This window comes from Rhodococcoides sp. S146-33 (assembly GCF_059489205.1).
The window spans coordinates 781,801-807,107 of record NZ_JCAJWY010000001.1 but is presented as its reverse complement, the minus strand read 5'-3'; the positions used below and the strand labels follow the sequence as shown (position 1 = coordinate 807,107).

Here is a 25,307-nt window from a genome sequence, read left to right as displayed (position 1 = left end):
CAGATTCGCGCTCGTCGGCATCGAGCTCGATCCGGACGTTCTCGCTCGGTTCGCTGACCAGGACTAACGCGATCGTTCCGCGCCCGGGAGGCAAGGTTCGAGCGGTCACCACTACGCCCTGTGCGCCTCTAAGGCCGGCGAAAACCGCTGTGCTGACCTGCCCCGAGATTGTGGGATGAACCACAGCCGGGATCAGTCCCGTGGCGGTAGTTCGGGCATCGGCAACCAACCGTCCTCCACCGCACGCTTGTACAGATCGGTTTTGGTCGGCGCCGGTCGACCGGCCTCGGCGTATTTGTTCCGAATGCGCACGAGGTAATCGTTGACGGTCTGCTCGGACAGTCCGGCGAGACTGGCCACTCGTGCGGCCTTCTCGCCCGACGCGTAGAGGGCGAGCACCTCACGTTGACGCGGACTGAGGCCCACGTCGGGCAGTTGTGGATCGCCGTCGATCGCCGCAGCCCAGTCCGTGGTGACGACCTGGCCGCCACCTGCCGCGCGCCGGATGGCGGACACAATCGTGGACGCCGGTGCAGATTTCCGAACTACCCCCAGCACGCCTGCTCGGGCCGCGGAGCGCACCAGAAACGCGTTCTCTGCGCCTGTGTAGACCAGGACGCGCGCACCGGCGGCGTGCAATTGCTCCACGTTCGATCGTGGGGACGAGCCGTCACCCAGTCGCAGGTCGAGCACCACCAGATCGAGTGTCTGCCGTTGTTCGAGCAGTTCGCCCACGGTGGCCGCGATGGACACCAATTCGAGGTCGGGTTCGGCCGCGAGCATCGCCTGGAGTCCGAGAGCCACCGATTCGTGGTCCTCGACCAGACCGACGCGTCGTACGTCGGCCCCCTGCTCGCTCGCGTCCCCCTGAGAATTCGACACCTGTGTCACGTCCCCGCCCCGCCCTCGGTACTACTGCCCCGGTGATGTCGTCAGCGATATCGTTGCTGGTCGGGGCGATAATACAGACGATCGGTCGGTTTCGCCCGGGAAGGGGACGCGCAACCGAGCCCGGATGAACAGCACGAAGAACACCATCAGCAACAGCGCGCGTCCCCACACCCCGACGAGAACGAAGAACTCCTCGTTGTTGGCGTCGGCACCCGAGGCGAGCGCCGCGAAATACTTGAAGACGCCGATTCCCATCGACAGATCGACGAGCAAATATGCGCCGACGAGTCCCCACGGAACCCGAAGGAGCACCAGGAACGGCAGTAGCCACAGCGTGTACTGCGGCGAGTGCACCTTGTGCAGCAGCATGAATCCGCACAGCATCGATCCGCTGACCGCCACCCAGGGGTAGGTACCGGCCACCTTTGCGCGACGCCACCCCAGCCACAGGGCGAGAGCGAATGCGACGAACACCAGCAGCGGCGACGCGACGTCCACCACGTCCTGGAACGACGCCTCGGCCTCGTTGTACGCATCGGGAGTCATCTGGTCGCTGATGTAGAAGTGGCGTAATCCCCAGTACCACACGGAGTTGGTGGTCAGGTCCGCCTGGCGCAGCGACTGGAACGTGAACGAGGCGCGCCACCCCTCGTAACCCAGCACTGCGAACGGCAGGTTCACCGCAACCACGGTGCCGATCGCGGCACCGGCAACCATCAGGCCGCCGCGGAGGTCCCAGCGTCCCCGAGCGGTGTCCGCGTCCTCACGACCGTCGACTCCCCTGGTGACCACGTACGCGATCAACGGAAGCACGAATGCACCCGGATAGAGCTTGAGGCAGAAGCCGATCGCCAACATCACTGATGCAAGAACTGCTCGCCGTCGCAGTGGCATCGGCAACGTCATGACGAAGATCGCGCCGACGGCGGCGGCGACCACGGGCAATTCCCAGTTGTGGAAGGCGTACATCACCAACGGCGGGCCGATCGACCACAGCAGTGCCGACCAGCCGGCCATCCGGCCGAGCATCCACGCGGTGACCAGACCGAAGGGCGCGAGAATCAACGCCGAGGTCAGCAGAAACTGCGCGTCGGTATGGGCGGGAATGGCACCCAGCCACATCAGCAGGCCGCTGAGGACGGGGTACTCCACCGTTCCTCCGGTGAGGATTCCGTCGCTGGTGATGGCTCCGTGGATGTACGGGAAGATGTGGTTGTCGATATCGCGACCGAGCCAGAGAAACTGGATGTCGGAGTAGCAGACCGAGGAATCCTTGATCGCGTCGAACATCGTGCTTCGACCCGAGGCATCGAACGGCGCGACCGCGCAGCGGGCCTTGTTGAGATATCCGAGAATCAGTCCGAGTGCGGCCGTCGCGACGACCACGACGACCGTCATCGGATTGGCGCGGACCCCGGATCGCATGATGCAAGACTATGACGCTTGCACACCGGCCTGTACGCCCAGCAGGAATTAGCAGGTCAGCGCCCTGTCGTGTATCTTCGAGGGGTTGCTGACGCAACGACCCTCCTGCCACGGATAGTCCGTGGCCGTTTTCACTAGTCCACAGGAGGTGATGAGGTCTTATGCGTCATTACGAATTGATGGTCATTCTCGACCCCAATCTGGACGAGCGCACTGTCGCTCCGTCGCTCGATACGTTCCTCAACGTCGTTCGCAAGGATGGCGGCACCGTCGACAAGGTCGATGTGTGGGGCAAGCGTCGTCTGGCTTACGAGATCCTCAAGCATGCCGAGGGCATCTACGCCGTTGTGAACCTCAACGCCGAGCCTGCCACCGTCAGCGAGCTGGATCGTCAGCTCGGACTCAACGAGTCCGTGTTGCGCACGAAGGTCCTGCGACAGGGCAAGTAATTGTCGTTGCCCGCCTCTAGGCTGGCATCTACAACGCTTACTACTGAAAGAGGAACCATGGCAGGCGAGACCGTCATCACCGTCATCGGAAACTTGACGGCTGATCCAGAACTTCGATTCACCCCCGCCGGTGCGGCGGTTGCCAACTTCACGGTTGCATCGACCCCGCGCACATTCGATCGTCAGACGAACGAATGGAAAGACGGCGACGCGCTCTTCATGCGCTGCAACATCTGGCGCGAGGCAGCGGAGAACGTTGCCGAGAGCTTGACCCGAGGCTCACGAGTCATCGTGAGCGGACGGTTGCGGCAGCGTTCGTACGAAACGCGTGAGGGTGAGAAGCGGACAGTCGTCGAGCTCGAGGTCGACGAGATCGGACCTTCACTCCGCTACGCCACCGCAAAGGTCAACAAGGCCAACCGCGGTGGAGGTGGCGGCGGAGGCGGCTTCAATTCCGGCTCCGGCTCCGGTTCCTCCGGCGGATCGAGCGGCGGCCGCTCGAACTCCTCGTCCAACTCCGGTTCCGGTGGAGACGATCCCTGGGGCAGTGCCCCGGCGGCGTCGGGCTCCTTCGGCGGACGTGGCGGAGACGAAGAGCCACCGTTCTAGATCCTTCGATCGAGAACAACCAGATGTAACGGAGAAAGACCCATGCCCAAACCGCCATTGCGCGACAAGGTGCTCAAGAAGAAAGCGTGTTCCTTCTGCAAGGAAAAGAACGCGTCGATCGATTACAAGGACACGACGTTGCTGCGTAAGTACGTCAGCGATCGCGGAAAGATCCGCGCTCGCCGTGTCACCGGCAACTGCGTCCAGCATCAGCGTGACGTGGCCGTTGCCGTGAAGAACTCGCGTGAGGTAGCACTGCTGCCTTACGCCGCGACGGCTCGATAGAAAGGGGCGATTGGTATGAAACTGATCCTCACCGCTGATGTGGACAACCTCGGTGCGCCTGGCGACACCGTAGAGGTCAAGGACGGCTACGGCCGTAACTTCCTGCTGCCCCGCGGATTGGCCATCCAGGCCACCCGTGGAGCTCAGAAGCAGGTCGACGGCATTCGCCGAGCTCAGGAAGCTCGGGCCGTGCGCGGCCTCGAGCACGCCAACGAGCTCAAGCAGGCCATCGAGGGCCTCGAGTCCGTCACGCTGTCTGTCAAGACCGCGGGCGACTCGGGCAAGCTGTTCGGCTCGGTCACCGCGTCGGACGTCGCTTCTGCACTCAAGGCTGCCGGCGGACCGGTTGTCGACAAGCGCAGCATCGATCTGCCGAAGGCTCACGTCAAGACCACGGGCAAGCACGACATCGTCGTGAACCTGCACCCCGACGTGACCGCCAAGTTCAAGCTGGAGGTCGTCGGAAGCTGATTTCAGCTTTCGGCCCGTTTCGGTCGAGCAAAGCCCCACGAACTCCGGTTCGTGGGGCTTTTTCGTGTCTTCTCACAAAGATCAACTGTCCCAATGGGTTCCAATTTGTGAAGGATCTCTCTCGATGACATCTTTAGCGAAGGTTTGCGTAACCTTTACGTGGGGGCGACGTTCGACGCCGGAACATGATCGACCGACCTGACGCCTAGACGCCCGGAGGAACTGCCGTGACCACGACAGCAGAGCACGACTCGGAACCCAGCCCGAAGACCCGATCCGAGCCACAGTCTCGGATCGGGTCGATAATGAAGTACGATCTCCCGGCCTCTTTGGTCGTTTTCCTTGTGGCAGTGCCACTTTCGATCGGGATCGCCGTCGCCTCGGGTGCCCCGATCATGGCCGGCCTCATCGCCGCTGTGGTCGGCGGCATTCTCGCCGGCATCCTCGGCGGATCACCACTGCAGGTCAGTGGCCCCGCCGCGGGTCTGACGGTGGTGGTTGCCGAGTTGGTCAACCAGTTCGGATGGGGCATCACGTGTGCCATCACAGTTCTGGCCGGTGCCGTGCAGATCCTGTTGGGAATGAGCCGAATTGCGCGTAGCGCGCTGGCAATTTCGCCAGTGGTAGTGCATGCCATGCTTGCCGGAATCGGCATAACCATTGCGCTGCAACAGATTCACGTACTCCTGGGAGGCGAGTCCGAGAGCTCGGCCGTGCAGAACATCCTCGCAATTCCCACGTCCGTCGCGAACGGCCAATGGCCGTCGATCATCGTCGGCGGAATCGTGGTCGTGCTCATGTTTGCCTGGCCCCGGTTGGCCCAGCTGTCCGGCATGGTGGCGAAGGTGGCCAAGGTTCCCGCCGCACTCGTCGCAGTGGTGAGTGCGACCGGGGTGTCGATCTTGTTCTCCCTCGATGTCGAGCGAATCGAATTGCCGGGCAACCTGATCGACGCGTTGAGCTTCCCCGTCATGCCCGACGGGCAGTGGAGCGCCTTCGTGACCGGTGTCATCACCATCGCGTTGATTGCGAGTGTCGAGAGCCTGCTCTCCGCGGTGGCCGTCGACAAGATGCACAGTGGTGAACGCACCAACTTCGACCGAGAATTGATGGCACAGGGTGCGGGCAACATGGCTTCCGGTGCCATCGGTGGTCTGCCGATCACCGGCGTCATCGTGCGTAGTGCCACCAACGTCAAGGTCGGTGCCAAGTCTCGTGCGTCGGCGATTCTGCACGGCGTGTGGATTTTGATCTTCTCGGTGCTGTTCATCTCGATCGTCGAGCTGGTGCCGTTCGCTGCCCTTGCCGGATTGCTGGTGATGATCGGTGTGCAGCTGATCAAGTTGGCGGACATCAAGATTGCGAACAAGACCGGTGACATCGCGGTCTACGCGGTCACCGTCGTCGGTGTGGTGGCACTCAATCTGCTCGAGGGCGTCCTCATCGGATTGGCGCTGTCGATCATTCTCGTGCTGCGCCGTGTGGTGTGGGCGAAGGTCCGCGCAGAGGAAACGGTCGACGGCACCTGGCGCGTCACCACCGAGGGGTCGTTGAGCTTTCTGGCGCTTCCCCGATTGACGCATGTTCTGTCCACCGTCCCCGCCGGAACCGCCGTCACCGTGCATCTGGGAGTGGACTTCCTCGACCACGCGGTGCACGACGCCCTGAACGAGTGGATACGTCAGCACGAACTCGGTGGCGGCACAGTGAAAGTCGAGGAAGTGGGCACGGCGTCGATGGCCGCAGCGGCCGAGGGTCCGCCCAAGCGCGGGTCTGCGACGGTGCGCAGCTCGTTGGCTCCGTGGCGCGCGTGGCAGCTCAAGAGTGATGATGCGCAGGAGGATTCGCCGGTAGCGCTACGGGCGGTGATGAGCGGAGTGGCCGAATATCACCGCACCCATGCCCCCAATATTCGTCCGCACCTCGAGGGTTTGACCGACACCCAGGATCCGGACACGCTTTTTCTCTGCTGTGTCGATTCGCGTGTCATGCCCAATACGATCACCAGCAGCGGGCCGGGCGATCTGTTCACGGTCCGCAACATGGGCAATCTCGTTCCCGCCAAGGGGCAGGATTGCTCGGTGGAGGCTGCGCTGGCGTTCGGTGTCGATCAGTTGGGCACTTCGTCGGTTGTGGTGTGCGGACACTCGGGCTGCGGTGCCATGAAAGCGGTACTGAGTGGGCCGGAGAATGCCGCCGACGAGTCCGTGGCGGAGTGGCTGGGGCACGCGGTGGCGAGTGTGGACGCGTACCGCAGCGGGCACGTGGTGGGCCGTCAGGCCGCAGAGCTCGGCTTCGGTGAAGCGGATCAACTCGCCATGGTGAACGTGGCCGTACAGCTGCAGACGCTCACTCGTCACCGCGTGGTGGGTCGAGCCAATGCCGAGGGGCGCTTGCACATCACCGGATTGTTCTTCGACATTCCAACGGCTCGGGTGCTCCAGATCGGCACCAAGGAGGTCACCGTGCTGGATCCGGCCGACTGCCCGCAGAAGCGCGATGCATGACGTCTGACCGGCAGTAACGAGGGGTCCGATTCCCAGCCTGGAATCGGACCCCTTCTGGTGAAACGGGAGAGTGGTCTGTTTCTGTGAGCAATCCCAGTCCATGTGACCTGGTTCACCCTCGGGTTCACCCGCTATTTACTCAACACGCCCGAGCTGTCAATTCGGCCGACACGCCGATCCAGAATCAATGCACAGGAAGAAAACTTTATGTACACCCTTCGACCAGGCTGAACAGCCGAAACTGTGAAAGTTATACCCAGGTTATCCCCAGGTGGTCAACACCGTTGTTCAAGCTCATCCACATTTCGTCCACAGCTTCATGCACAGGCCGTGTTGTGACTCCTGCCGATAGCGCTTAACGTCCGTGCAGCGTCTCTCTCGATGCCCCGCAAAGGCGACGAGATGGTGTGAATCCGGTGTCGATCAGTACCTGTCGGTGCCCGGGGGTAGAACTTGCTCGAGCGCACGCTCGGGTGGTATTCGGGGTGCTGAAGACTATTGGGGAGAGGACGGCCGGTTCGCGTGGCAGTTGTGGACGATCGAGGACAGTCCGACTACTCCGGTTCCTCTTCCAGCGAGGGACCCGGTGAGGATTTCGGTCGCCAGCCCCCGCAGGACATGGCCGCCGAGCAGTCCGTCCTGGGCGGAATGTTGCTGAGCAAGGACGCCATTGCCGACGTGCTCGAAGTGCTTCGGCCGGGTGACTTCTATCGACCGGCCCACCAGAACGTGTACGACGCGATTCTCGACCTCTACAGCCGCGGCGAGCCCGCCGACCCGGTGACCGTCTCGGCCGAATTGGATCGACGCGGCGAGCTGAAGCGCATCGGCGGTCCGCCGTACCTGATCACGCTGACTCAGACGACGCCTACGGCGGCCAACGCCGGCTACTACGCCGAGATCGTCGCCGAGAAGTCGATTCTGCGCCGCCTCGTGCAGGCCGGTACCCGCATCGTGCAGTTCGGCTACGCCGGAGCCGATGGTCAGGACGTCGCCGAGGTCGTCGACCGAGCGCAGGCCGAGGTCTACGAGGTCACCGAGCGACGGACGTCCGAGGACTTCCTGCCCTTGGAAGAGCTGCTGCAGCCCACGATGGACGAGATCGACTCCATCGCCAGCCGTGGCGGTATCTCCCTCGGTGTGCCGACCGGATTCGCCGAACTCGACGAAATCACCAACGGTCTTCACCCTGGTCAGATGATCATCGTGGCGGCGAGACCTGGCGTAGGTAAGGCGCTTGCTCTCGACACGCGACTTCCGACGCCCGACGGCTGGACCACGATGGGCGAGGTGGCCGTGGGTGACCACCTCATCGATGCGCACGGGATGCCGACGCGCGTTGTGGCTGCCACGGACGTCATGCTCGATCGACCCTGCTACGAAGTCGAATTCTCCGACGGCACAGTCATCGTCGCCGACGCAGAGCATCAGTGGTTGACCGAGAGTGCCGGTCTCTCTGGCGTGTTCACGACCGAGCAGATCTGTGCCACCGGCGGTCATTCCGTCCGGAACGCAGTGGCCATTCAGCAACCCGCTGTCTCCTTTCCGGTGCCCCCCTACGTGGCGGGCGTTGCCCTCGGCGGCGGGCTGCCGGGAACGGACGCGGAAATTGCGGCGCGAGTGGAAGCGGAGTTCGACGCTGTTCCCGATCGCTACCTCCGCGCGTCGGAGAGCCAGCGACGTGAGCTCCTCGCCGGCATTCTGGACACCGCGGGTTCGGTTGCAGACGACGGATCCATTGAGGTCGCACCATTGAGCGGTCTGAGTGAATTGGTCGTCTCACTCGGCTATGTCTGGTCTGGTTCGTCGTTCGCGACGGACGATGTCGTGTTCGGTCTGCACCGGAAGCAGATACTGCACAAGGAACGTTGCGCTGCCGGGTCTACCGTGAGGTCGGGATCCCGATTCATCGTCGACGTTCGTCGCGTCGATTCGGTTCCGGTCCGCTGTGTGGAGGTGGACAACTCGGAGCACCTGTATCTCGCCAGCGAGTCTATGATTCCTACCCACAATTCAACGCTGTCAATGGATTTCATGCGTTCGTGCTCCATCAAGCACGGTATGCCCAGTGTCATTTTCTCCCTGGAAATGAGTCGCACCGAGATCGTCATGCGACTGTTGTCCGCCGAGGCGAAGATCAAGCTCGGTGACATGCGTTCGGGAAAGATGACCGACGACGACTGGACCAAGCTGGCCCGTCGCATGAGCGAGATCAGCGAAGCACCGCTCTTCGTCGACGATTCGCCGAACCTGACGATGATGGAGATCCGTGCGAAGGCTCGACGCCTGAAGCAGCGCAACGGACTCAAACTCATTGTGGTGGACTACCTTCAGCTGATGTCGTCGGGCAAGAAAGTCGAATCCCGTCAGCAGGAGGTCTCGGACTTCTCCCGTCAGCTCAAGCTGTTGGCCAAGGAACTCGAGTGCCCGGTGGTAGCGGTATGTCAGCTCAACCGTGGTCCCGAGCAGCGAACCGACAAGAAGCCGATGGTCTCCGACCTCCGTGAGTCGGGATCACTGGAGCAGGACGCCGACATGGTGATTCTGTTGCACCGCCCCGACGCGATCGAGCGCGACGACCCCCGCGGCGGTGAGGCCGACCTGATCCTCGGCAAGCACCGAAACGGTCCGACCGCGACAATCACTGTGGCACACCAGCTTCACCTGTCGAGATTCGTGGACATGGCGCGGGGCTAGTCGGATCGGTCGGGCGACCGCAGATCTTTGGTCAGTGCGGTCCACACGTCGATCGGGCCGGGGTGAGGACGGCGTAGCCAGGCGGCGGCCGCGTCGTCGATGTACAGGAAGAAGAGCGTGAACGTGTCCGACCCGTCGGGATTCCTTGTCCCGCCGCTACCGGCCAGCAGTTCGTTTCCTGCCGGCATGTCATGTTCGACTGTGTCGAGTACGTCCGCGCGAGTCCAGTTGGTGTGGAGTGGTCCAGGAATTCTCAGTGTGGGCGCGCCGGGAAACGGGGTTGCCTCGACGATCCTGATGTCGCGCAGATGAATTCCGTCCGCCCGGAAGGTTCCGCGAATGGCAACCAGGTTGCCGGCCGAGGAGGCATCGAGATCGGAGCCGATCAACGGTAGCCGCGCCATACTCGAGGATTCCGGCGCCCGACCGGGTGTATCGGGTTCGATGAACAGCGAACCATCGGAGTCCGCCACCAGTGTGCCGCGTCCGATGACGAGGTCGCCGACGGCGACGACGAGGTGCTCGAGATCCATGAACCCGAGTCTGCGCTCGTCCGGCGTCGACCGTCAACGGGCTTTATCCCAACTGTCCGGCGGAACAACGGGGAACACCGGCAGCGATCAGCCCTCGCTCGCGTGCGAACAGGGGTTGAACAAACCTATCGTTCGGTTTATGGTTACGCCACCAATCCGACGAGAGGCCGAACATGAAATCGAACCGCGTGCGCACCCTGGTCGTATCCAGCTTCGTTGCTGTGGCAATGCTGGGCGCAGCCCCCTCCGCATCCGCTGCTCCCAGCGACCCGGTGCCACCGACGTTCGGATCGTCGGGTCTGACTGTCGAGCAGGTCGACGACATCATCCGAATCTTCCTACCGGGTCACTGCACGATCATGGGCAGTGTCGGCTGCGCCTCCCCCGCAGCCCTTCTCGGCTGATCTGGGCTTCCATTGTCTGAGAATCACTTTTGCTCTGTGCGCCTGCGCGGACAGCATCTCCGAGGTCGCTAACCAACACCAACGGCGCTGGTCCAACGTTGGGTCGCGTATTCTCGCTGAGAATCGAACCGAGCACCCGACGCATCATTCAACGGAAGTGATCCATGCCCGAGGACCAGAACGCAGACGTTCCACCGAACCATCTCTCCATCGATCCGCGCAGCACCTTCTACAACGAAGAGGTCCTTCGCCGCGACGTGGGTATTCGCTTCAACGGCGTCGAGAAGACGAGTATTCGTGAATACAACGTGACGGAAGGCTGGGTACGAGTCGAAGTCCCGACCGCGAAGGACCGCTACGGAAATCCTATGCTCGTCAAGCTCAAGGGCACGGTCGAACCGTACTTCCGCGACGCAAAATAGCGCACTGCTGGCGTTCGAGGTCAAAAACTTACGGATATACGTAGACGCATGCCAGGCGAGTACGTCCACGCAATGGTGGATGTATGACGAACACCTACTTGCGCGACGCGGTCGACGGCGTTCGAACCGATTCTGTAATAAACGAACTCGATACGCTGCTCGCAGTCGAAGGGCACCCGATTCGGTCCCGCGCGACCGTAGTGGGTAGTGATCCACTCGTCCCGTCGCCACATCGACTCGCCGACGCGACCGCGGCCGCGATTGCGTCGTTCGGACTGCAGATCGCAGGGGTTGCGGAGGATGCCGGGCGCGAGCCGCAGACCGTAACGGTGAAGGTGGAAGACGCGATCGATCAACTCCGCGCCGCCTACCTCACCACTGTTGCGGGCGTTCCTGCGGCGCATCTGACCGAAGACCCTCGTGCGCTGGGCAACAACGACTTTTATCAGTGTCGTGACGGTCGATGGATCTTCCTGATCACCACCTACGCCGGTCTCCGTGACGCCGTGTGTCGGGTGCTGAACTGCCCTCCGTTTCCCGAGCGCATCGCCGAGGCAGCGGCTCATTGGGACGCCTACGCGCTGGAGGACGCGGTGAGTGCCAGTGGGGGCGTCGCTGCCGTCGTCCGCAGCACCGAGGAGTGGCGTGCGACGGACGTGGCCCGGTATCTGCTCGGACGAGGGGTGATCGAACTCGAGCAGATCGGTCCGGGGCCGCGCGAGGCACTGCCCGGCGGTTCGGATTGGCCACCGCTGAGTGCACTTCGGGTGGCAGATCTCACCCACGTGATCGCCGGGCCGGTCTCGACGCGTTTGCTGGCAGCGTTCGGTGCCGACGTGATGCATGTGTCCAGGCCAGACTTGCCCGATCCTATTGCCATGGTGGCAACGACGGGAGGAGGGAAGCGGAACGCATTCGCCGATCTGAGGAATGCAGAACAGAGTGCAGCGTTCCGGAGGCTCTGCGCTGGAGCCGATGTCGTGGTCGATTCCTATCGCGGCATGGATCGGCGTGGGTTCGGTGCCTACGACCTGGCTGCACTCCGTCCAGGTGTGGTGGTGTGCGAGTATCACTGCTGGGGCGCGGACGGCCCCTGGGGCGAACGCGGTGGATTCGATCAACTAGCCTGCTCTGCAACGGGTTTCGCGGACTCCGAGAACTTCGACGGTCGCCCGTCACTTCCGCCTACCCACCTACTCAACGACTACCTTGCCGCGTACCTGAGTGCGGCGGGAACAGTGGCGGCGCTGCGTCGTCGTGCGATCACGGGCGGTTCCTGGCGGGTACGCATCAATCTCGCTCGGGTGTGCATGTGGGTACAGGATCTCGGCCTGTTCGATCAAGACGATGTGGCCGCACTCCCCCGTCCGAGCCGGCCGAACATCGACCTGGTGACTGTCGACTCTCCGTTCGGGCCGATCACGGAACCGGTGCTTCCCTTGGCGTTCAGCGACGTACCCACGCCGGTGTGGGGAGCGCCGCGTCCGTTGGGGAGCTCACCGCTGCAGTGGTGATCAGATTCGATACCGGATCAAACGGGAACTGTTGCCCACCACCGCGACCGAGGACGCGTTGTGCAATATCGCGGCGAGCACCGGAGACAGTGCACCGCCCGCGCTGACCACGAGGCCGAGAGCGTTGACGGCGATCGACATTCCGTAGTTCTGCCGGATGACGGATACCGAATGTCGACCTAGATCACGGACGTCGAGCAACCGGGCCAGATCGTCGCTGGCCAGTGCAACGTCGGCGGTTTCGACAGCAACATCGGTGCCCGCCAACCCCATTGCGATTCCGATATCCGCAACCGCGAGGGCGGGGGCATCGTTGGTGCCGTCGCCGACCATCGCGACAACGTAGCCCTCTTCTTGCAGTGCGCGTACCGCTTCGAGCTTGTCGTCGGGCATCACCTCGGCCCGCCACTCGGCGATACCCAGTTCTGCAGCGACCGCCGCTGCCGTCTCGGGATGGTCACCGGTGAGCATGACGATGCGTTCGACTCCGTCGGCGCGGAGCGCATCGAGTACTTCGAGGGCATTGGGCCGAACCTCGTCGCGGAGGCTGATCAACCCCACCAGCACGCCGTCGACCGCTAGCAGTAGTGGTGTCTCGGCCTCACGCTGCAATCGCGAAACCCAGTCGGCCGCATGCTCGGAGACCAAGACATTCTCCCCACGCAGTAGGGAGGGGCTACCCAGCAGAAGGGTGCGTCCGTCTGCGACGGTACGCATGCCGAGTCCGACGAGCACTTCGCATTCCTCGTGCGGAGGAATGACGATATGACGTTCCTCGGTACTACGAATCACGGCTTCGGCCAGTGGATGCCGTGAGTGGATCTCAGAACTGGCCGCGTACGCGAGTACCTGCTCCGGCTCCCAGTCATCCTGGAAGGACACGACATTGGTGACGACGGGGCGACCGACGGTGAGGGTGCCGGTCTTATCGAACACGAAGGCGTCGACCCGGCCGGCCTGTTCCAGATGCGACCCACCCTTGATCAGAATCCCTCGGCGAGCACCGTTGCCGATGGCGGCGCTGATTGCCGTGGGCGTCGACAGTCCTACCGCGCACGGGCAGGCGACCAACAGCATGGTCATTGCGCGTCGAACGTCCCGGGTGACGACGAGTGTCAGGGCCGACAGGATGAACGATGCGGGTACGAAGCGTCGTGAGAAGTTTTCTCCCACAGTCTGAATCGGGGCTCGGTCTTCCTGCGCCTCCTCGACGCGGGAGATGATCCGACCGATCGTGGTGTCTCGGCCCACTGCGGACGCGCGGATCACTATGCGGCCACGAACAACGACGGATCCGGCGTGGATCCGGTCGCCGACGGCGATCGTCACCGGCAACGTCTCCCCGGTGATCGCCGACTGATCGACCACCGCATCACCGTCGACCACTGTGCCGTCCACTGGAACGCCGACGTGATCGTGCACCACAACCTCGTCGCCGACCTCGAGCCGATCGACGTCGACGGAGATCTCGGAACCGTCGGGCAGGCGGATCCATGCGGTGTCCTGAGTGCCGGTCAGCAGATCGGATATTGCGCGGCGAGTGCGCCTGAGCGTCAGGTCCTGCAGGTACTCACCGATGTTGAGCAGCCACAGCACCGTCAGTGCGACGACATTCTCGCGGAGGACGAGACTTGCCACGGTTGCTGCGCTGACGAGAGCATCGGTGCCTGCGGACCCGTTTCCGGCCAGCGAGCGCAGTGCTCCCTTCAGGAACGGGTAGCCGGTGAAGATGGTCGCTCCAGTGGCTACGACACGGCTGGTGGGGCCGAGGAGCGGTGGCCGTCTGAAGGCGTAGCGGCGAAAGCCGAGCAGGACAAGCGCAGCGCCACCGATGGCCATCCGCAGCACATCGCCGCTGGTGACGTCGGTGGAACGAGGGCTACGGACGGGCACGAGTCCCCAGTTCGTGGTGCGGCCTGCGGTGATCGCGTCGAACAGCTCGGCTCTGTCGATTCTCGACCGTGAGTACCAGACGACGACCGATGCCGTTCGCGGGTACGCGTGGACGGCTCGCACGCCGCGAATCTTGTCGACGTGGTCTTCGACGGCAACTGCGCGGCCCGGGCTCGATCGCAGCCAGTCGACTCGAAGCCGCATGCGGCCTGCAGCGTCGGAGAGTATTTCGATGCCGTCCGCCGGGACGGGAGCCGTATCGAGAGAGTGTTCGACAAGCGTCGTCATGAGTTGGCTTACCGCCGGGGTCAGTGTGAGTGCCCGTGGCCGACTTCGGTGGCCGACGGCGGCGGTACTTCCTCGCCGAGACGGTCGCGGGCCTCAGCGACTACATCGGAGACGGCCAATCGTGCGGACTCGGCGTGGATTTCGGCCTTCCGTGCGGCGCGCAGACCGAGCTCGGTCGCAGACACAGCAGCCTTGCGGACGGGAGCCTTGTCGTACAGCTTCTTGGCTCCGTTGTACGCGGCGACGCCGACTGCGCCTGTCACGACCGTCGATACTGCCTTCGCGACGATGATCGGAAACGCCATGTTCTAGCTCCTCGATTTCGAACCGACACCCACTTATTGGGAATCATATTCGTTTTGCTCGGCAGTGGCGACTCCGGGGTTCGCAGACACCTCGTCGAGCAGATAACGCAGCGTGAGCACGTCAGGCGACCCCGCCCGATTCGAGCTCGAGTTCGTAATAGAGAGCCTTCGGTCCCTCGCCGCGACCCTCGTGGCAGTCGAAGCCTCGCTTCTCGTACACATGGCGAGCTGCCTCGTCGTCTTCGGAGGTGTTGAGGTCGATGTAGGTAGCACCTCGGGTCCGGACATGGTCGATGACGTCGTCGAGAAAGGTTGTGCCATAGCCCTTACCGCGGTGGGCAGGCTGAATATAGAACTCGGCGAGATAGGCCTCGATGTCGGCGCTCCACGTTCCGATCCGAAATCGCAGAACCGCCACGCCGATGGCGGGAGTCCCGAATGTCAGCACGCTGGTGTCGCCGGATGTGACCAGACCGTTCAAATGGCGTGCAAGCCATTCGGGCTCCGGTGCTGGGTCGTCGTACTCGCGATTGAAATCGACCAACAGGTTCGCGGCCTCGAGGAACCCGCCGGAATCCTTCACGTCACGTGTGCCGGGCATAGGGACTCCTCGAGCAGTCAGTTCTCCGGTTGTACAAGTCTCTTGGCATCGAGCAAGCCGAGACCGGGATGCATCTCTCGTAGCGCTGTGATGGCGTAGACAGTCCGGCCGGATTCTGCGACAACCGCGTCGACGTCCTCGGCGGGTACAGCCTCGGGTCCGATCGTGTCGACGCTGGCTCCTTCGGGGCGCAGATGGCTGTACACCAGCAAAGGGATGGCTACACCCGCAACTGCCAGCTGGACCCAGTCCCAGGTCGAGGGTTCTGAGATCACGTCGGAAATCAGAATGAACGCAATCCAGGCCATCCATGCGACGTACAGGTACCGGACCCACGGACGTCGACTCATGTGTTCCATGCTGTCATCGCCGATGGATCAGGGCAATGGCTCAGCGACGCAATTCGAGATCGAGCTGTACCAGTAGTTTGCCGAACGTGGTGCGCCCTGCGACCGGTGTTGGGAACCGTCGAAGGACCGACCGGAATGTTGCATCGGCTCGTGAGTCGATCCATTCGATCTGCTCTGCAACAGCTTTGGGGTCGGTGAGCACGAGATGGACGGCAGATCCGAGTATGTGTTTGACCTGATGAGGGTTGTACAGCGGATGGAGAAAGGCGGCACCCGCGGCGTGCATGGCAGCAAGGGCGGCGTCGGTCGCCGTAGACTCCGCGATTTCGCGGGCGGCCTTGTGTGCCTCCCAGGCGAGCCGGCGTAACTCCGCCGTTCGATGGCCGGTCTTGACGAACGACCCGGCAGCGTCGATCGCCGAACGCGGCCGGAGATCGTTCGGGTGTGAGGCCTCGAAAATCGGCAGGGCATGACGAGCACACGCAGTTGCGAAGGCGGCCACGTGCCGAATGTCGTCGAGACTCAACTCCACTTCGGGGGGTTCATCCACCTCAGGCATCGCGGATCCAGTTGCGAGTCAACATGAATCCGAATCGTCCGAGAACGAATCCGGTCAATGCGCCCAGGGCTCCGGTCGCGACAGGGACCAGATATGGCCACGCAGAGCGAAGGATCAAGGGGTCGTAGTTGAGATCCCTTCCCAAATCGGTGGAATAGCCACGGCTCATCGTCACGCCCTCGAGGGGCTCGTATGAACCCTGATAGACGACGTCGTCCAGGTCCGTGGTCCAGTCGCCGATCAAGTACCAGCCCAGTGGAGCCAACCCGACGATGAATCCGAACAGAAGCGGGAGGATGACGAGATTGCGCACCGTCTCAGGCTATTGCGCACGTCAACCGTCGTACACCTCGGTGGTGATGCAGAAGGGGTGGCCGGCGGGGTCGAGGAGAACCCTCCACCGCGGGTCCGGTTGCTCCGCTGCTTCTGTTGCCCCACATTCGACTGCATAGGCGATGGATTCTGCGAGGCTCACTCCCGCATCGAGATCGAAGTGCACGATCGACGCCGATGGCCAAACGGGAGGGGTGTAGTTCGCAATCTTCTGCGCAACGAAATTCAGGCCCGTCTGCGTGCGAATTCCACAGCTCGATTGGTTCTCCCACAACAGCGTGCCGCCCAGAAGTGCGAGATAGAAGCGAGCGAGCTCACCCGGCTCGCTGCAGTCGATGGATATTCCTGCTATGTCTAGATGCGGGCGCGACATGTCATGAGAATACGGTGACCCCCAGCGCAAGGACCAGGATTGTGGACTTTGTCGTACGGGGTGACTTGGATTGCGCTCGGCTACAGCACCGCCACGTCAGAGGCGCACTGCCGAAGGGCTACGGCGCTCTTGACCTCGAGTGCACTCGAGGTTGCAAGGTGGAGTCATGCAGATGACTTTCGACGAGTTACCCCAACTCATGACGCTGATGACCGGCGACGAAAAACACGGCAGCAGTGCCACTTCCACACTCGATGTGCTGTGGGTGCTGTACTCCGACATTCTCCGTGTCGACGCGGCGAATCCCCACGATCCAGAGCGGGACCGGTTCTACCTCTCCAAGGGACACGGTCCGATGGTGTACTACGCAGTGCTCGCAGCACGGGGATTCTTGACGCCGGACGAGCTTGCATCGTTCGGCAGCTACGACTCATTGCTGGGCAATCATCCTGACCGGACGCTGATTCCCGGGGTCGACATCGGATCGGGATCGCTCGGTCATGGTCTGGCGCTGGCAGCCGGAACCGCTGTGGCGCTGCAGATTCAGCGAAGCCAGGCTCAGGTGTTCGTACTGATCGGTGACGCCGAGCTCGACGAGGGCAGCAACATGGAAGCCATTCAATTCGCCGGCCGATCCAAGTTGGGCAACCTGACAACAGTAGTGATCGACAACGATTCTGCAGGCTTGGGTTGGCCCGGCGGCATTGCCTCGCGTTTCGCCGTCGAAGGGTGGTCGACCGCCGATGTCGACGGGAGAGACCACAGTGCGCTCCGGCGGGCGTTTCGTATCGATCACGGCGACCGGCCGCACGTAGTGGTCGCCCACGTGGAGAAGAAGGAGAACTGAATGACGTCGACGATGAAGAGGACCGCGGATCAACGCGAGTCCTTCTACCGACTGCTGCCGGAGTTGTTGGTGCAGGACGAGCGAGTTGTGTTGGTGTTGGCCGAGATCGGCGTCGCCTATCTCGAGCCGCACCTTACCTCTGACATCCGATCGCGCGTGGTGAACGTGGGCATTCGAGAGCAGGCAATGATTGGTGTCGCGGGCGGAATGGCGCTCGCGGGTCTCCGCCCGATCGTGCATACCTTTTCGCCGTTCCTCATCGAAAGGCCCTTCGAGCAGGTGAAACTCGATCTGGGACATCAGGATGTCGGCGCGGTCCTGGTCAGCTCGGGCGGCTCCTACGGATGGCCACAGGGCGGTGAGACGCACTTCGGTCAACGCGATGTCGCACTATTGGACACCCTGGACGGGTGGACGGTGCACGTGCCCGGGCACGTCGACGAGGTCGAATGGATGTTGCGTAAGTCGGTTGCATCCGATAATCGCGTCTACATCAGGCTCGACGGCATCTCGAACGATCGTTCTCACGCTGACCCCGACGGTTCGATGACCGTTCTGCAACAGGGTAATTCGGGCACAGTGATCTCGGTCGGTCCGATGACGGACCGGGTCCTGGCCGCGGCCCGTGGACGTGACGTGACCGTGCTGCACGCGTCGACGATCAGGCCCTTCGACGGTACGACTCTCCGAGAAACGCTGACTGCGCCGGACGTCATGATCGTCGAGCCATATCTCGCGGGAACCTCTGTGTCCCAAATCGATCGGGCTCTCACGGATGTGCGGCATCGAGCGTTGGGGATCGGGGTGGAGCCCGGAGAGCGTAGGAAGTACGGAACGGTGGCCCAACACGACCGAGCCAACGGCCTCGACATCGAGGGGCTCTCCCGATCGATGGACGAGTTCTTCGACTGATCAGTGTTGGCGACGCTCGTACCTGGCCTTTGCGAGGCTGTAAGCAGACTCGAGGAGTTCTTCGATCAGGGTTTCGGTCTGCGAAGACGGGTTGACCACCGACAACCAGCCGGCAGTGCCGTACTGAGGGTGGGCGGCAAGGATGTCGTCGGTGTCGGCCTGGGGTGCGTGGGCTGCGTCGCGTGGGGGCACTCCCAAGAGTCGCTCGAATTCCTGCTTTCCCGCAACGACATTGACGCGGAACGCGCCGGCACGGTCCAGCCGCGACAACTCGTCACCGGGATAGTTCTTCGTCACGATGGTTGCGAACGGCTGGGTGGACGTCGGAACGGTCCCGTCCGGCGAGTAGTAGAAGAACACATCGCCCCAGGCGAGTTCCGGAGTTCCATCACCCTCTCGGGGCTGCTGCGCCAACGTGCCGTCGAAGCTGCCGACCAGATTCACGATGTCGTCGAGTGTCATGCATCGATGTTCACATGTTCGGTCGCTCTTGCCCAGAGTTACATCGTAGAAGTAGCAGTCGCGCGATGGATGATCTGTTCGATTCGATCGGCATCGTCGGAATCTCGCGGTGCGTACAGAAAGACATACGTCTCGGGTAGTCCGAAGACAGGGCGTCCGGCCAGCGGGTGCAGTTCGCCCCAGCCCGCGGATATGACGGTCTGTGCATCGTCCGGTTGCAGTACTACGTGCAACGAACCCTCGGTCTCGTGGACATGCACAATTTCGCCTTTGGTTCGGAAGATCCAGGGCGAAGCAGCACGTAGATCGGATAGATGGAGTGCCTCACCTCTACGCTCGAATCGACTGCGCTCCAGGTGAAATGGTCCATCCGACGACGCGTGGGCGGTGACGGCAGCACTCAGCCGCTCGATCAGGGCATCGCTACCCCGATCGGTGAGCTGGCGATGGGGAATCGGGTACGGCGCGATCGACGGCCGTGGTCCGGGGCGATGCTCGAGCTGCCAGTGCAGACCGTTACCGGATGTGCCGTCGACACGAAGTGGGTCGCGTCGCGCAAACGGCCGCAGGGCGGTGGTGATCAGCCAGCCTCCGACATTGGCCGGAAGTCCTCCCGGCCCCAGTTCCATCCACGCGATGTAGTCGTTCTTGACGTTGAGCACAGTCCCCCCGGATCACGTAAGTGCGCACCAACGTAACCCGGGGGGTAACGACGACTCAGGCCGGGCAGCCGACGGTGTAGGTCCACACGGTGCCGACCGGTCCGGTGACGCGGACCAGGACGGCTGTTGCGGTGCCGGCCGGAACTGCTACCACCACCGAGCCGACGCCGTTGCTGCCGCCGACATAGCCGGTGTTGTGGATCAATGCACCCTGGTAGAAGACCTCGATCTGATCGGGAACATCCACGGTGTCGTAACTGAGGACGAATGTGGTCGGTCCGGTTCGGCCCAACTCGTGGAGGGTCTCTGTCACGCCCTCCTCACCCGACAGCGTGGAGGCGTTGCACTGCTGAGTTGCGATACCTCCGTTTGCCGAACCCGTGTCGATGCCGAGGACTCCGCCGGCGATCGCGCTTCCGCTGCCGAGAATGCGGATACCGTTGTCGATGATGTTCCCACCGTCCAGAATCGCGCTGCCGCTGTCGAGAATCGCGCTCCCGCTGTCGACGATGGGACCGATTTCAGGCTGAGCCAAGGCCGACGCGGGTGAGGCCAATGCGAACGCTACGGCGGTCAGGACTACCGCCGCCGAACGACGCGTCAGGTTCTTACGAATTCCACTCTTGCTCGACACAATTCCTCCACCGAAAGTACGTGACGGGCTGTCCGTCTCAGCGATGGTGACATGGCAAATTCGGGTCGAGTATCCCTCAATCGAATGATCCTTCGGGGCCGAAAGCTCTGTGCCCCAAAGATTGTTGTCGTTCGTTCGACTCAACCGCGGCCCTTGCCTCACCGACCGGACGTACATCTGTGGATGTACAGCGAGATACCCGCGCAGACCGATGTGCAGACGAACACCGACTCGTAGCGTTGGACAGGTCAACGAAACATCGAACGCGAAGGGACCGTCATGCAGGTCGCAACTTTTCTTTCTCAGCAACCGTCGACCACCGAGCAGGTGCTCGGTGTGGGATTGGGAACCTTGGGCCTGGTGATCGCTCTGGTGCTGACGTTCGGTGCGGTGTTCTTGTTCATCGCTGCGCTGATCAGCATCATCCGTTCCCCGAACTACACCGTCGCCGGTCGGGCAGTGTGGATTTTCGTCGTACTGGCGTTCCCCTTCCTCGGTCCTCTGGTCTGGTTCGTGTGGGGTCGCAAGTCGACTTTCGCCGTGGATGTTTCCCACAGCCTCAGATGATGGAGCCGATCGTGCGCGCAGCGTCGGGGAACTCGCCGGGGTTGGGGCCGGCATAGTTGAGGCGCAGGTACTTGCCGGTGGGTTCGGCCGGAAAGTAATCGTTTCCGGCACCGACGATGACACCGGCAGATCTACATTGCTGCACAATCTGTTCCAGATCCACGTCGTCGCGCAGACGCATCCACAGATTGAGACCACCGCGCGGTACGGCATCGAGATGGCCACGAGGTGCGAACTCGATCAGGCTGTTCGCCAACAAGTCCCGGCGAGAGGCCAACTGTGTACGCAGATGCCGGAGATGGGTACGCCAGGCGGGTTGCGTCACCACGTCCAGTGCCACACCTTGCAGGATCCCACTGACGTACATCGACTCGGCACCGGTGTCGGCGAGGATTCGCTCGTGCGCGGGACCGCGAGCGATCAGGCCTGCCAATCGAACCGACGGGGACACCGTCTTGGTGAGTGACCGTAGGTAGACCACATGCCCGGCGTCGTCCCGTGCCGCCAATGGATTCGGCTCGGCGGTGATACCGAAATCGTGGGCGGAGTCGTCCTCTATCAAGAATGCGCCGTGCCGTTGAACAGTGTCGAGGATCTGCTCGCCGAGTGCCGGTGACCAGTGGGCTCCGGTCGGACTGGCAAACGTGGGTTGGGCATAGAACGCCCGGGAGCCGGTGCGCGCGAACGCTTGCGACAGCGCATCGGGGTCGGGGCCGTGCACTCCGCTGGGGACCGGTACGACGTGGACACCCGCCTGGGTGGCAGCGAGAATCGCGCCCCAATAGGTCGGCGATTCCATCAGTAGCGGACGGCCTGCACCGACGAGTGCGCGGAATGCAGTACTGAGGCCGGTCTGGCTGCCGGGAATGATGACCACATCACTGGCCGACGGCGGAGTGACGCCCACCGGTGTCGATGCCCCCAACTCCGCCGCGAACCACGCCCGCAATTCGGGCAGTCCGGCGGTCGGGGGCCGAGCTATCACCGCGTCGGTACGGGATGCGCGAGTGAAGGCAGCGTGAACGAGCCTCTCCGGCAACAATTCCCGGGCGGGATAGCCCGAATGCAGTGCGATCACATCGCTCGACGTGGACTGGAGCGCAGCCGGAAGTTGCAGTCGGTTTCCTGGTGCTCCCAGCGCCGCTGTCTGCCACCCGTAATCGTTGGGCCGCGCCGTGCGGACGGTCCTGACGAATGTGCCGACACCAGGGCGGCTTTCGATGACGCCTTGCGCAGTGAGGGTGCGCAGCGCCTTTTGCACGGTGACCGGGCTGGCCGAATGCTGGGCCACCAGGGAGCGGGTGGACGGCAGCTTCGCCTCTGGAGGCGCGGCAGCGATCCACTGCTTCAGTGCGTCCACTATCCGTGAACTGCTATCGTCGGACATGACACAGCATAGTAGCGCTACTCGTTCTGGTGCGAGCCCGCTATCGCGTGCCGGTTTGTTGTGGGGCTTGGCGGGCGTCACTGCATTCTCGTTCACCGTTCCGCTCACTCGCATCGCCGTGACGGGAGGCCTGTCACCACTCTTCGTCGGCACCGGAAGGGCTGTGGTCGCAGCCGCATTGGCGGCGGTCGCGCTGTCGGTAACGAGACAACGACTCCCCCAGGGTGGGCAGTGGGGTCGGCTGGCCGTCATCGCGGCCGGTGTCGTGATCGGCTTCCCGGTACTCACCTCCTACGCACTCACCACGGCATCTGCCGGTCACAGCGCCGTCGTCATCGCACTGCTCCCGGCGGCCACCGCCGTTGTCGCAGTGGTGCGAGAACGGCAACGAGTGAGGCCGATGTTCTGGCTCGTCGCAGGCATGGGCGCTGTCGTCGCGATCGGATTCGCGGCCGTTCAGGGCGGACGGCTGACCGGGCTCGGATGGTCGGATCTGTTGCTGCTCGGAGCCGTTGTCGCCGCGGCTGTCGGCTACGCCGAAGGAGGCTTGCTGGCCCGCGAACTCGGGGCCTGGCAAACGGTCTCGTGGGCTCTGGTGGTGAGCCTCCCGGTGACCGGTGCGTTGGCGGCCTTCTCCTGGTGGGAGCAACCGTCGGCAGCAGGTGCACGCGAGTGGGCATCGTTCGCCTACCTGGCGGTGGTGAGCATGTACCTCGGATTCTTTGCCTGGTATCGGGGCCTGGCCATCGGCCCCATGTCGAGCGTGAGCCAGATCCAGCTGATCCAACCGGTGCTCACCATCTGTTGGGCCGCGATCATCCTGCGCGAGGGGTTGACGTGGCCGGTGGTCGGGGGTGGAGCAGCGGTCATCGCATGTGCAACAGTGGCGGTCCGGACCCGGATGTCGCCGTCCGTTCGACAGGAGGAACTTTCGGCATGACCAAATCGATTGATCAGGCGCGCAAACTCGAGAATGTTCGCTACGACATTCGCGGACGCATTCTGGACAAGACCGAGGAACTCGAGGAGCAGGGACACACCATCCTGCGCCTCAACGTCGGCAATCCTGCCCCCTTCGGGTTCGAGGCACCGGACGAGATCATGATGGCCATGATCCGCAATCTGCCTACTGCACAGGGATATTCCGATTCGCGTGGTTTGTTCTCCGCGCGCACCGCGGTGGTGCAGTACTACCAGACCAAGGGCCTGACCGATCTCGACGTCGGCGACGTCTACCTGGGCAACGGGGTCTCCGAGCTGATCACCATGACGATGCAGGCGTTGTGCAACCCGGAGGACGAGATCCTGATTCCGTCACCCGATTATCCGCTGTGGACGGGATCGGTAGCGCTCGCCGGCGGCACACCCGTCCACTACCTGGCCGACGAGAGCCAGGATTGGGCCCCGGACTTCGAGGATCTCGAAGCCAAGATCACCCCTCGCACTCGCGCGATCGTGGTGATCAATCCCAACAACCCGACAGGGGCGGTGTATCCACGCGAGGCACTGCAGCGATTCGTCGATCTGGCACGTGAGCACGATCTGATACTGCTTGCCGACGAGATCTACGAGAAGATCGTCTACGACGGTGCCGAGATGACGAACCTGGCCACTCTCACGGGTAAAGACGTTCTGTGTCTGACCTATTCGGGTCTGTCGAAGGCGTACCGGGTGTGTGGATTTCGGGCCGGATGGTTGGCAATCACCGGGCCGCGTCGACGTGCGGCGAGTTTCATCGAGGGCATCACCCTGCTGTCCAACATGCGGATGTGCGCGAACGTGCCGGCGCAACACGCAATACAGACCGCGCTCGGCGGCAGGCAGTCGATCGAGGATCTGCTTCTTCCGGCGGGGAGGCTGACCGCGCAGCGTGACCTCGCGCATCGCATGCTCAACTCGATCGACGGAATCAGTTGTGTGCAGGCAGCGGGTGCGCTGTACATGTTCCCGAAGCTCGACACCGACCGCTTCGGGATCGTCGACGACGAGAAGTTCGTACTCGACCTCCTCGAGGCGGAGAAGATTCTCGTCAGTCACGGCCGTGCCTTCAATTGGGATGTGCCCGATCACTTCCGGCTCGTCACACTGCCCAACGTCGACGATCTCGCGACGGCGCTCGAACGTCTCGGCAACTTCATGAGCTCGTATTCGCAATGACGTTCAGCTCGGGTCTGGCTCGAAGAGCTCCTCGATAGTGCAGTCGAAGGCGGCGGCGAGGCGAAAGGCGACGGGCAGACTCGGGTCGAACCGCTCTTTCTCGATGGAGATGATCGTCAGGCGCGTGACGTCGATCCGCTCGGCCAGTTCGTTCTGAGACCAGCCGTTCTCGGTACGACGCCGTCGGACACTGTTCTTCACTACGACAAGGCTCGATAGCGAGCGAACGCATACCGCGCGGTGAACGAGGCGAACGCAGCCAGCAGCAGGCCCGTCAGCAGCAGAGTGGCCGGGGGGTCGACGTGGGTGATGGCGACTACCGCCAGAGTCAGGCCGAGGACGGTCACAAGATCGGTGGCGGTGCCACTCGATGCCTTTGTGGTCCAGTGTGATTCGATGCTCTCGCCCGACGCGTACGCCGAGTCGGCGGTGGATGGGGCGATGAACAGAACCCAACCCAGCATCGTCCCGAACGGAAGCGCGGTGAATCCGAAGACCACCGCCGAGATTCCCGGTGCGACGGGCGAGACCAGCCAGGCGAGCAATGCTGTCGCCAATGCCGTGGCAAGGCCGACAGCGGCGACCGATATCCATCTGAGTGTCATGCGCTTTCTCCGATCGTAGGTATAGCTCGCTATACGTATAGGAAACCATACATCGGGCCTCACATGTCAGTGAGCGAGACGGTGAGAAAACTGTCACCGACGTGCAGCATCGGTGTAGTCGGTCGAAACGTGTCAGGTGATGAGGTGGTGATACCGAAGGAAAGG

At 62.8% G+C, this 25,307-nt stretch carries 30 protein-coding genes; 14 read left to right on the top strand and 16 right to left on the bottom strand.

Features of this window, described 5'->3' with window-relative positions; all coding sequences use genetic code 11:
* Positions 1–192: 192 nt before the first annotated feature.
* On the bottom strand, positions 193–891 hold the full coding sequence (locus AC5WEY_RS03915; RefSeq protein ID WP_495644769.1) for a response regulator transcription factor: 699 nt from the start codon (positions 889–891) through the stop codon (positions 193–195).
* 21 nt (positions 892–912) lie between these two features.
* Positions 913–2,316: a glycosyltransferase family 87 protein gene (locus AC5WEY_RS03910; RefSeq protein ID WP_495644768.1), complete on the bottom strand. Its 1,404-nt coding sequence runs from the start codon at positions 2,314–2,316 to the stop codon at positions 913–915.
* Between the two features lie 161 nt (positions 2,317–2,477).
* On the opposite strand from AC5WEY_RS03910, the gene rpsF reads away from it, so the two are divergent.
* The 6 genes from rpsF (at position 2,478) to dnaB (ending at position 9,334) form a co-directional block, all read left to right on the top strand.
* Positions 2,478–2,765 carry a 30S ribosomal protein S6 gene (rpsF, locus tag AC5WEY_RS03905; protein WP_008711385.1) on the top strand — a complete coding sequence of 96 codons (288 nt, stop codon included), beginning with the start codon at positions 2,478–2,480 and terminating at the stop codon, positions 2,763–2,765.
* 57 nt (positions 2,766–2,822) lie between these two features.
* Positions 2,823–3,374, top strand: coding sequence for a single-stranded DNA-binding protein (locus AC5WEY_RS03900; RefSeq protein ID WP_032378699.1), 552 nt, complete (start codon positions 2,823–2,825; stop codon positions 3,372–3,374).
* Between the two features lie 42 nt (positions 3,375–3,416).
* The gene (rpsR, locus tag AC5WEY_RS03895; protein ID WP_008711381.1) at positions 3,417–3,659 is read left to right on the top strand and encodes a 30S ribosomal protein S18; all 243 of its coding nucleotides are present in this window, start codon (positions 3,417–3,419) and stop codon (positions 3,657–3,659) included.
* Positions 3,660–3,674: 15 nt separating this feature from the next.
* Entirely contained in the window at positions 3,675–4,130 is a 456-nt protein-coding gene (rplI, locus tag AC5WEY_RS03890; RefSeq protein ID WP_057478316.1) for a 50S ribosomal protein L9, read from the top strand.
* 227 nt (positions 4,131–4,357) lie between these two features.
* Positions 4,358–6,637 carry a SulP family inorganic anion transporter gene (locus AC5WEY_RS03885; RefSeq protein WP_495644767.1) on the top strand — a complete coding sequence of 760 codons (2,280 nt, stop codon included), beginning with the start codon at positions 4,358–4,360 and terminating at the stop codon, positions 6,635–6,637.
* A gap of 522 nt (positions 6,638–7,159) precedes the next feature.
* Positions 7,160–9,334: a replicative DNA helicase gene (dnaB, locus tag AC5WEY_RS03880; RefSeq protein ID WP_495644766.1), complete on the top strand. Its 2,175-nt coding sequence runs from the start codon at positions 7,160–7,162 to the stop codon at positions 9,332–9,334.
* Here the strand turns inward: dnaB and AC5WEY_RS03875 are convergent.
* On the bottom strand, positions 9,331–9,867 hold the full coding sequence (locus AC5WEY_RS03875) for a hypothetical protein (protein WP_495644765.1): 537 nt from the start codon (positions 9,865–9,867) through the stop codon (positions 9,331–9,333). The two genes, dnaB and AC5WEY_RS03875, sit on opposite strands and share 4 nt — an antisense overlap.
* 173 nt (positions 9,868–10,040) lie before the next feature.
* Here AC5WEY_RS03875 and AC5WEY_RS03870 point away from each other — a divergent pair, with 173 nt between their 5' ends.
* From AC5WEY_RS03870 to AC5WEY_RS03860, 3 genes are all read left to right on the top strand, one after another.
* The gene (locus AC5WEY_RS03870) at positions 10,041–10,271 is read left to right on the top strand and encodes a hypothetical protein (protein ID WP_057478312.1); all 231 of its coding nucleotides are present in this window, start codon (positions 10,041–10,043) and stop codon (positions 10,269–10,271) included.
* 164 nt (positions 10,272–10,435) lie between these two features.
* Positions 10,436–10,693 (top strand): DUF3297 family protein, encoded by a 258-nt coding sequence (locus AC5WEY_RS03865; protein WP_495644764.1) that lies wholly within the window; start codon positions 10,436–10,438, stop codon positions 10,691–10,693.
* 83 nt (positions 10,694–10,776) lie between these two features.
* Positions 10,777–12,207 carry a CoA transferase gene (locus AC5WEY_RS03860; RefSeq protein ID WP_495644763.1) on the top strand — a complete coding sequence of 477 codons (1,431 nt, stop codon included), beginning with the start codon at positions 10,777–10,779 and terminating at the stop codon, positions 12,205–12,207.
* Here the strand turns inward: AC5WEY_RS03860 and AC5WEY_RS03855 are convergent, their stop codons facing one another.
* The 7 genes from AC5WEY_RS03855 to AC5WEY_RS03825 all read right to left on the bottom strand — a co-directional run bounded on the left by AC5WEY_RS03855 (position 12,208) and on the right by AC5WEY_RS03825 (position 16,909).
* The gene (locus AC5WEY_RS03855) at positions 12,208–14,388 is read right to left on the bottom strand and encodes a heavy metal translocating P-type ATPase (protein WP_495644762.1); all 2,181 of its coding nucleotides are present in this window, start codon (positions 14,386–14,388) and stop codon (positions 12,208–12,210) included.
* 20 nt (positions 14,389–14,408) lie between these two features.
* Positions 14,409–14,693, bottom strand: a complete 285-nt coding sequence (locus AC5WEY_RS03850) for a DUF1490 family protein (RefSeq protein WP_068049254.1) — start codon at positions 14,691–14,693, stop codon at positions 14,409–14,411.
* Positions 14,694–14,814: 121 nt separating this feature from the next.
* Entirely contained in the window at positions 14,815–15,294 is a 480-nt protein-coding gene (locus AC5WEY_RS03845) for a GNAT family N-acetyltransferase (protein WP_495644761.1), read from the bottom strand.
* Between the two features lie 17 nt (positions 15,295–15,311).
* Positions 15,312–15,644: a hypothetical protein gene (locus AC5WEY_RS03840; protein ID WP_495644760.1), complete on the bottom strand. Its 333-nt coding sequence runs from the start codon at positions 15,642–15,644 to the stop codon at positions 15,312–15,314.
* A 40-nt stretch (positions 15,645–15,684) separates the two neighbouring features.
* Positions 15,685–16,203, bottom strand: a complete 519-nt coding sequence (locus AC5WEY_RS03835) for a putative immunity protein (RefSeq protein ID WP_495644759.1) — start codon at positions 16,201–16,203, stop codon at positions 15,685–15,687.
* Complete coding sequence (locus tag AC5WEY_RS03830; protein ID WP_495644758.1) at positions 16,196–16,516, bottom strand: hypothetical protein; 321 nt, start codon at positions 16,514–16,516, stop codon at positions 16,196–16,198. Before AC5WEY_RS03830 ends, AC5WEY_RS03835 begins: the two co-directional genes overlap by 8 nt.
* Positions 16,517–16,537: 21 nt before the next feature.
* On the bottom strand, positions 16,538–16,909 hold the full coding sequence (locus tag AC5WEY_RS03825) for a VOC family protein (RefSeq protein WP_495644757.1): 372 nt from the start codon (positions 16,907–16,909) through the stop codon (positions 16,538–16,540).
* A gap of 166 nt (positions 16,910–17,075) precedes the next feature.
* On the opposite strand from AC5WEY_RS03825, the gene AC5WEY_RS03820 reads away from it, so the two are divergent.
* A complete protein-coding gene (locus AC5WEY_RS03820; RefSeq protein WP_495644756.1) occupies positions 17,076–17,756 on the top strand; it encodes a thiamine pyrophosphate-binding protein in 681 nt (226 codons plus the stop codon).
* Positions 17,757–18,668, top strand: a complete 912-nt coding sequence (locus AC5WEY_RS03815) for a transketolase family protein (protein ID WP_495644755.1) — start codon at positions 17,757–17,759, stop codon at positions 18,666–18,668.
* On the opposite strand, the gene AC5WEY_RS03810 is transcribed toward AC5WEY_RS03815, so the two are convergent.
* Genes AC5WEY_RS03810 through AC5WEY_RS03800 form a run of 3 tightly spaced genes read right to left on the bottom strand, consistent with a single transcriptional unit; the run spans position 18,669 to position 20,426 of the window.
* The gene (locus AC5WEY_RS03810; protein WP_495644754.1) at positions 18,669–19,130 is read right to left on the bottom strand and encodes a DUF6194 family protein; all 462 of its coding nucleotides are present in this window, start codon (positions 19,128–19,130) and stop codon (positions 18,669–18,671) included. It lies immediately after the preceding gene.
* A 38-nt stretch (positions 19,131–19,168) separates the two neighbouring features.
* Positions 19,169–19,792 (bottom strand): luciferase domain-containing protein, encoded by a 624-nt coding sequence (locus AC5WEY_RS03805; RefSeq protein ID WP_495644753.1) that lies wholly within the window; start codon positions 19,790–19,792, stop codon positions 19,169–19,171.
* A gap of 55 nt (positions 19,793–19,847) precedes the next feature.
* Positions 19,848–20,426: a hypothetical protein gene (locus AC5WEY_RS03800; protein WP_495644752.1), complete on the bottom strand. Its 579-nt coding sequence runs from the start codon at positions 20,424–20,426 to the stop codon at positions 19,848–19,850.
* Positions 20,427–20,705: 279 nt separating this feature from the next.
* Between AC5WEY_RS03800 and AC5WEY_RS03795 the strand changes: the two genes are divergently transcribed.
* The gene (locus tag AC5WEY_RS03795; RefSeq protein ID WP_495644751.1) at positions 20,706–20,993 is read left to right on the top strand and encodes a PLD nuclease N-terminal domain-containing protein; all 288 of its coding nucleotides are present in this window, start codon (positions 20,706–20,708) and stop codon (positions 20,991–20,993) included.
* On the opposite strand, the gene AC5WEY_RS03790 is transcribed toward AC5WEY_RS03795, so the two are convergent.
* Positions 20,986–22,380 carry an aminotransferase-like domain-containing protein gene (locus tag AC5WEY_RS03790; RefSeq protein ID WP_495644750.1) on the bottom strand — a complete coding sequence of 465 codons (1,395 nt, stop codon included), beginning with the start codon at positions 22,378–22,380 and terminating at the stop codon, positions 20,986–20,988. The genes AC5WEY_RS03795 and AC5WEY_RS03790 overlap by 8 nt on opposite strands.
* Between AC5WEY_RS03790 and AC5WEY_RS03785 the strand changes: the two genes are divergently transcribed.
* Both AC5WEY_RS03785 and AC5WEY_RS03780 read left to right on the top strand, forming a co-directional pair.
* On the top strand, positions 22,379–23,320 hold the full coding sequence (locus AC5WEY_RS03785; RefSeq protein ID WP_495644749.1) for a DMT family transporter: 942 nt from the start codon (positions 22,379–22,381) through the stop codon (positions 23,318–23,320). The two genes, AC5WEY_RS03790 and AC5WEY_RS03785, sit on opposite strands and share 2 nt — an antisense overlap.
* Entirely contained in the window at positions 23,317–24,537 is a 1,221-nt protein-coding gene (locus AC5WEY_RS03780; protein ID WP_495644748.1) for a pyridoxal phosphate-dependent aminotransferase, read from the top strand. Before AC5WEY_RS03785 ends, AC5WEY_RS03780 begins: the two co-directional genes overlap by 4 nt.
* 3 nt (positions 24,538–24,540) lie before the next feature.
* Here the strand turns inward: AC5WEY_RS03780 and AC5WEY_RS03775 are convergent, their stop codons facing one another.
* Both AC5WEY_RS03775 and AC5WEY_RS03770 read right to left on the bottom strand, forming a co-directional pair.
* A complete protein-coding gene (locus AC5WEY_RS03775) occupies positions 24,541–24,738 on the bottom strand; it encodes a helix-turn-helix transcriptional regulator (RefSeq protein ID WP_495644747.1) in 198 nt (65 codons plus the stop codon).
* A complete protein-coding gene (locus tag AC5WEY_RS03770) occupies positions 24,738–25,142 on the bottom strand; it encodes a hypothetical protein (RefSeq protein WP_057478293.1) in 405 nt (134 codons plus the stop codon). Before AC5WEY_RS03770 ends, AC5WEY_RS03775 begins: the two co-directional genes overlap by 1 nt.
* Positions 25,143–25,307: the final 165 nt, after the last annotated feature.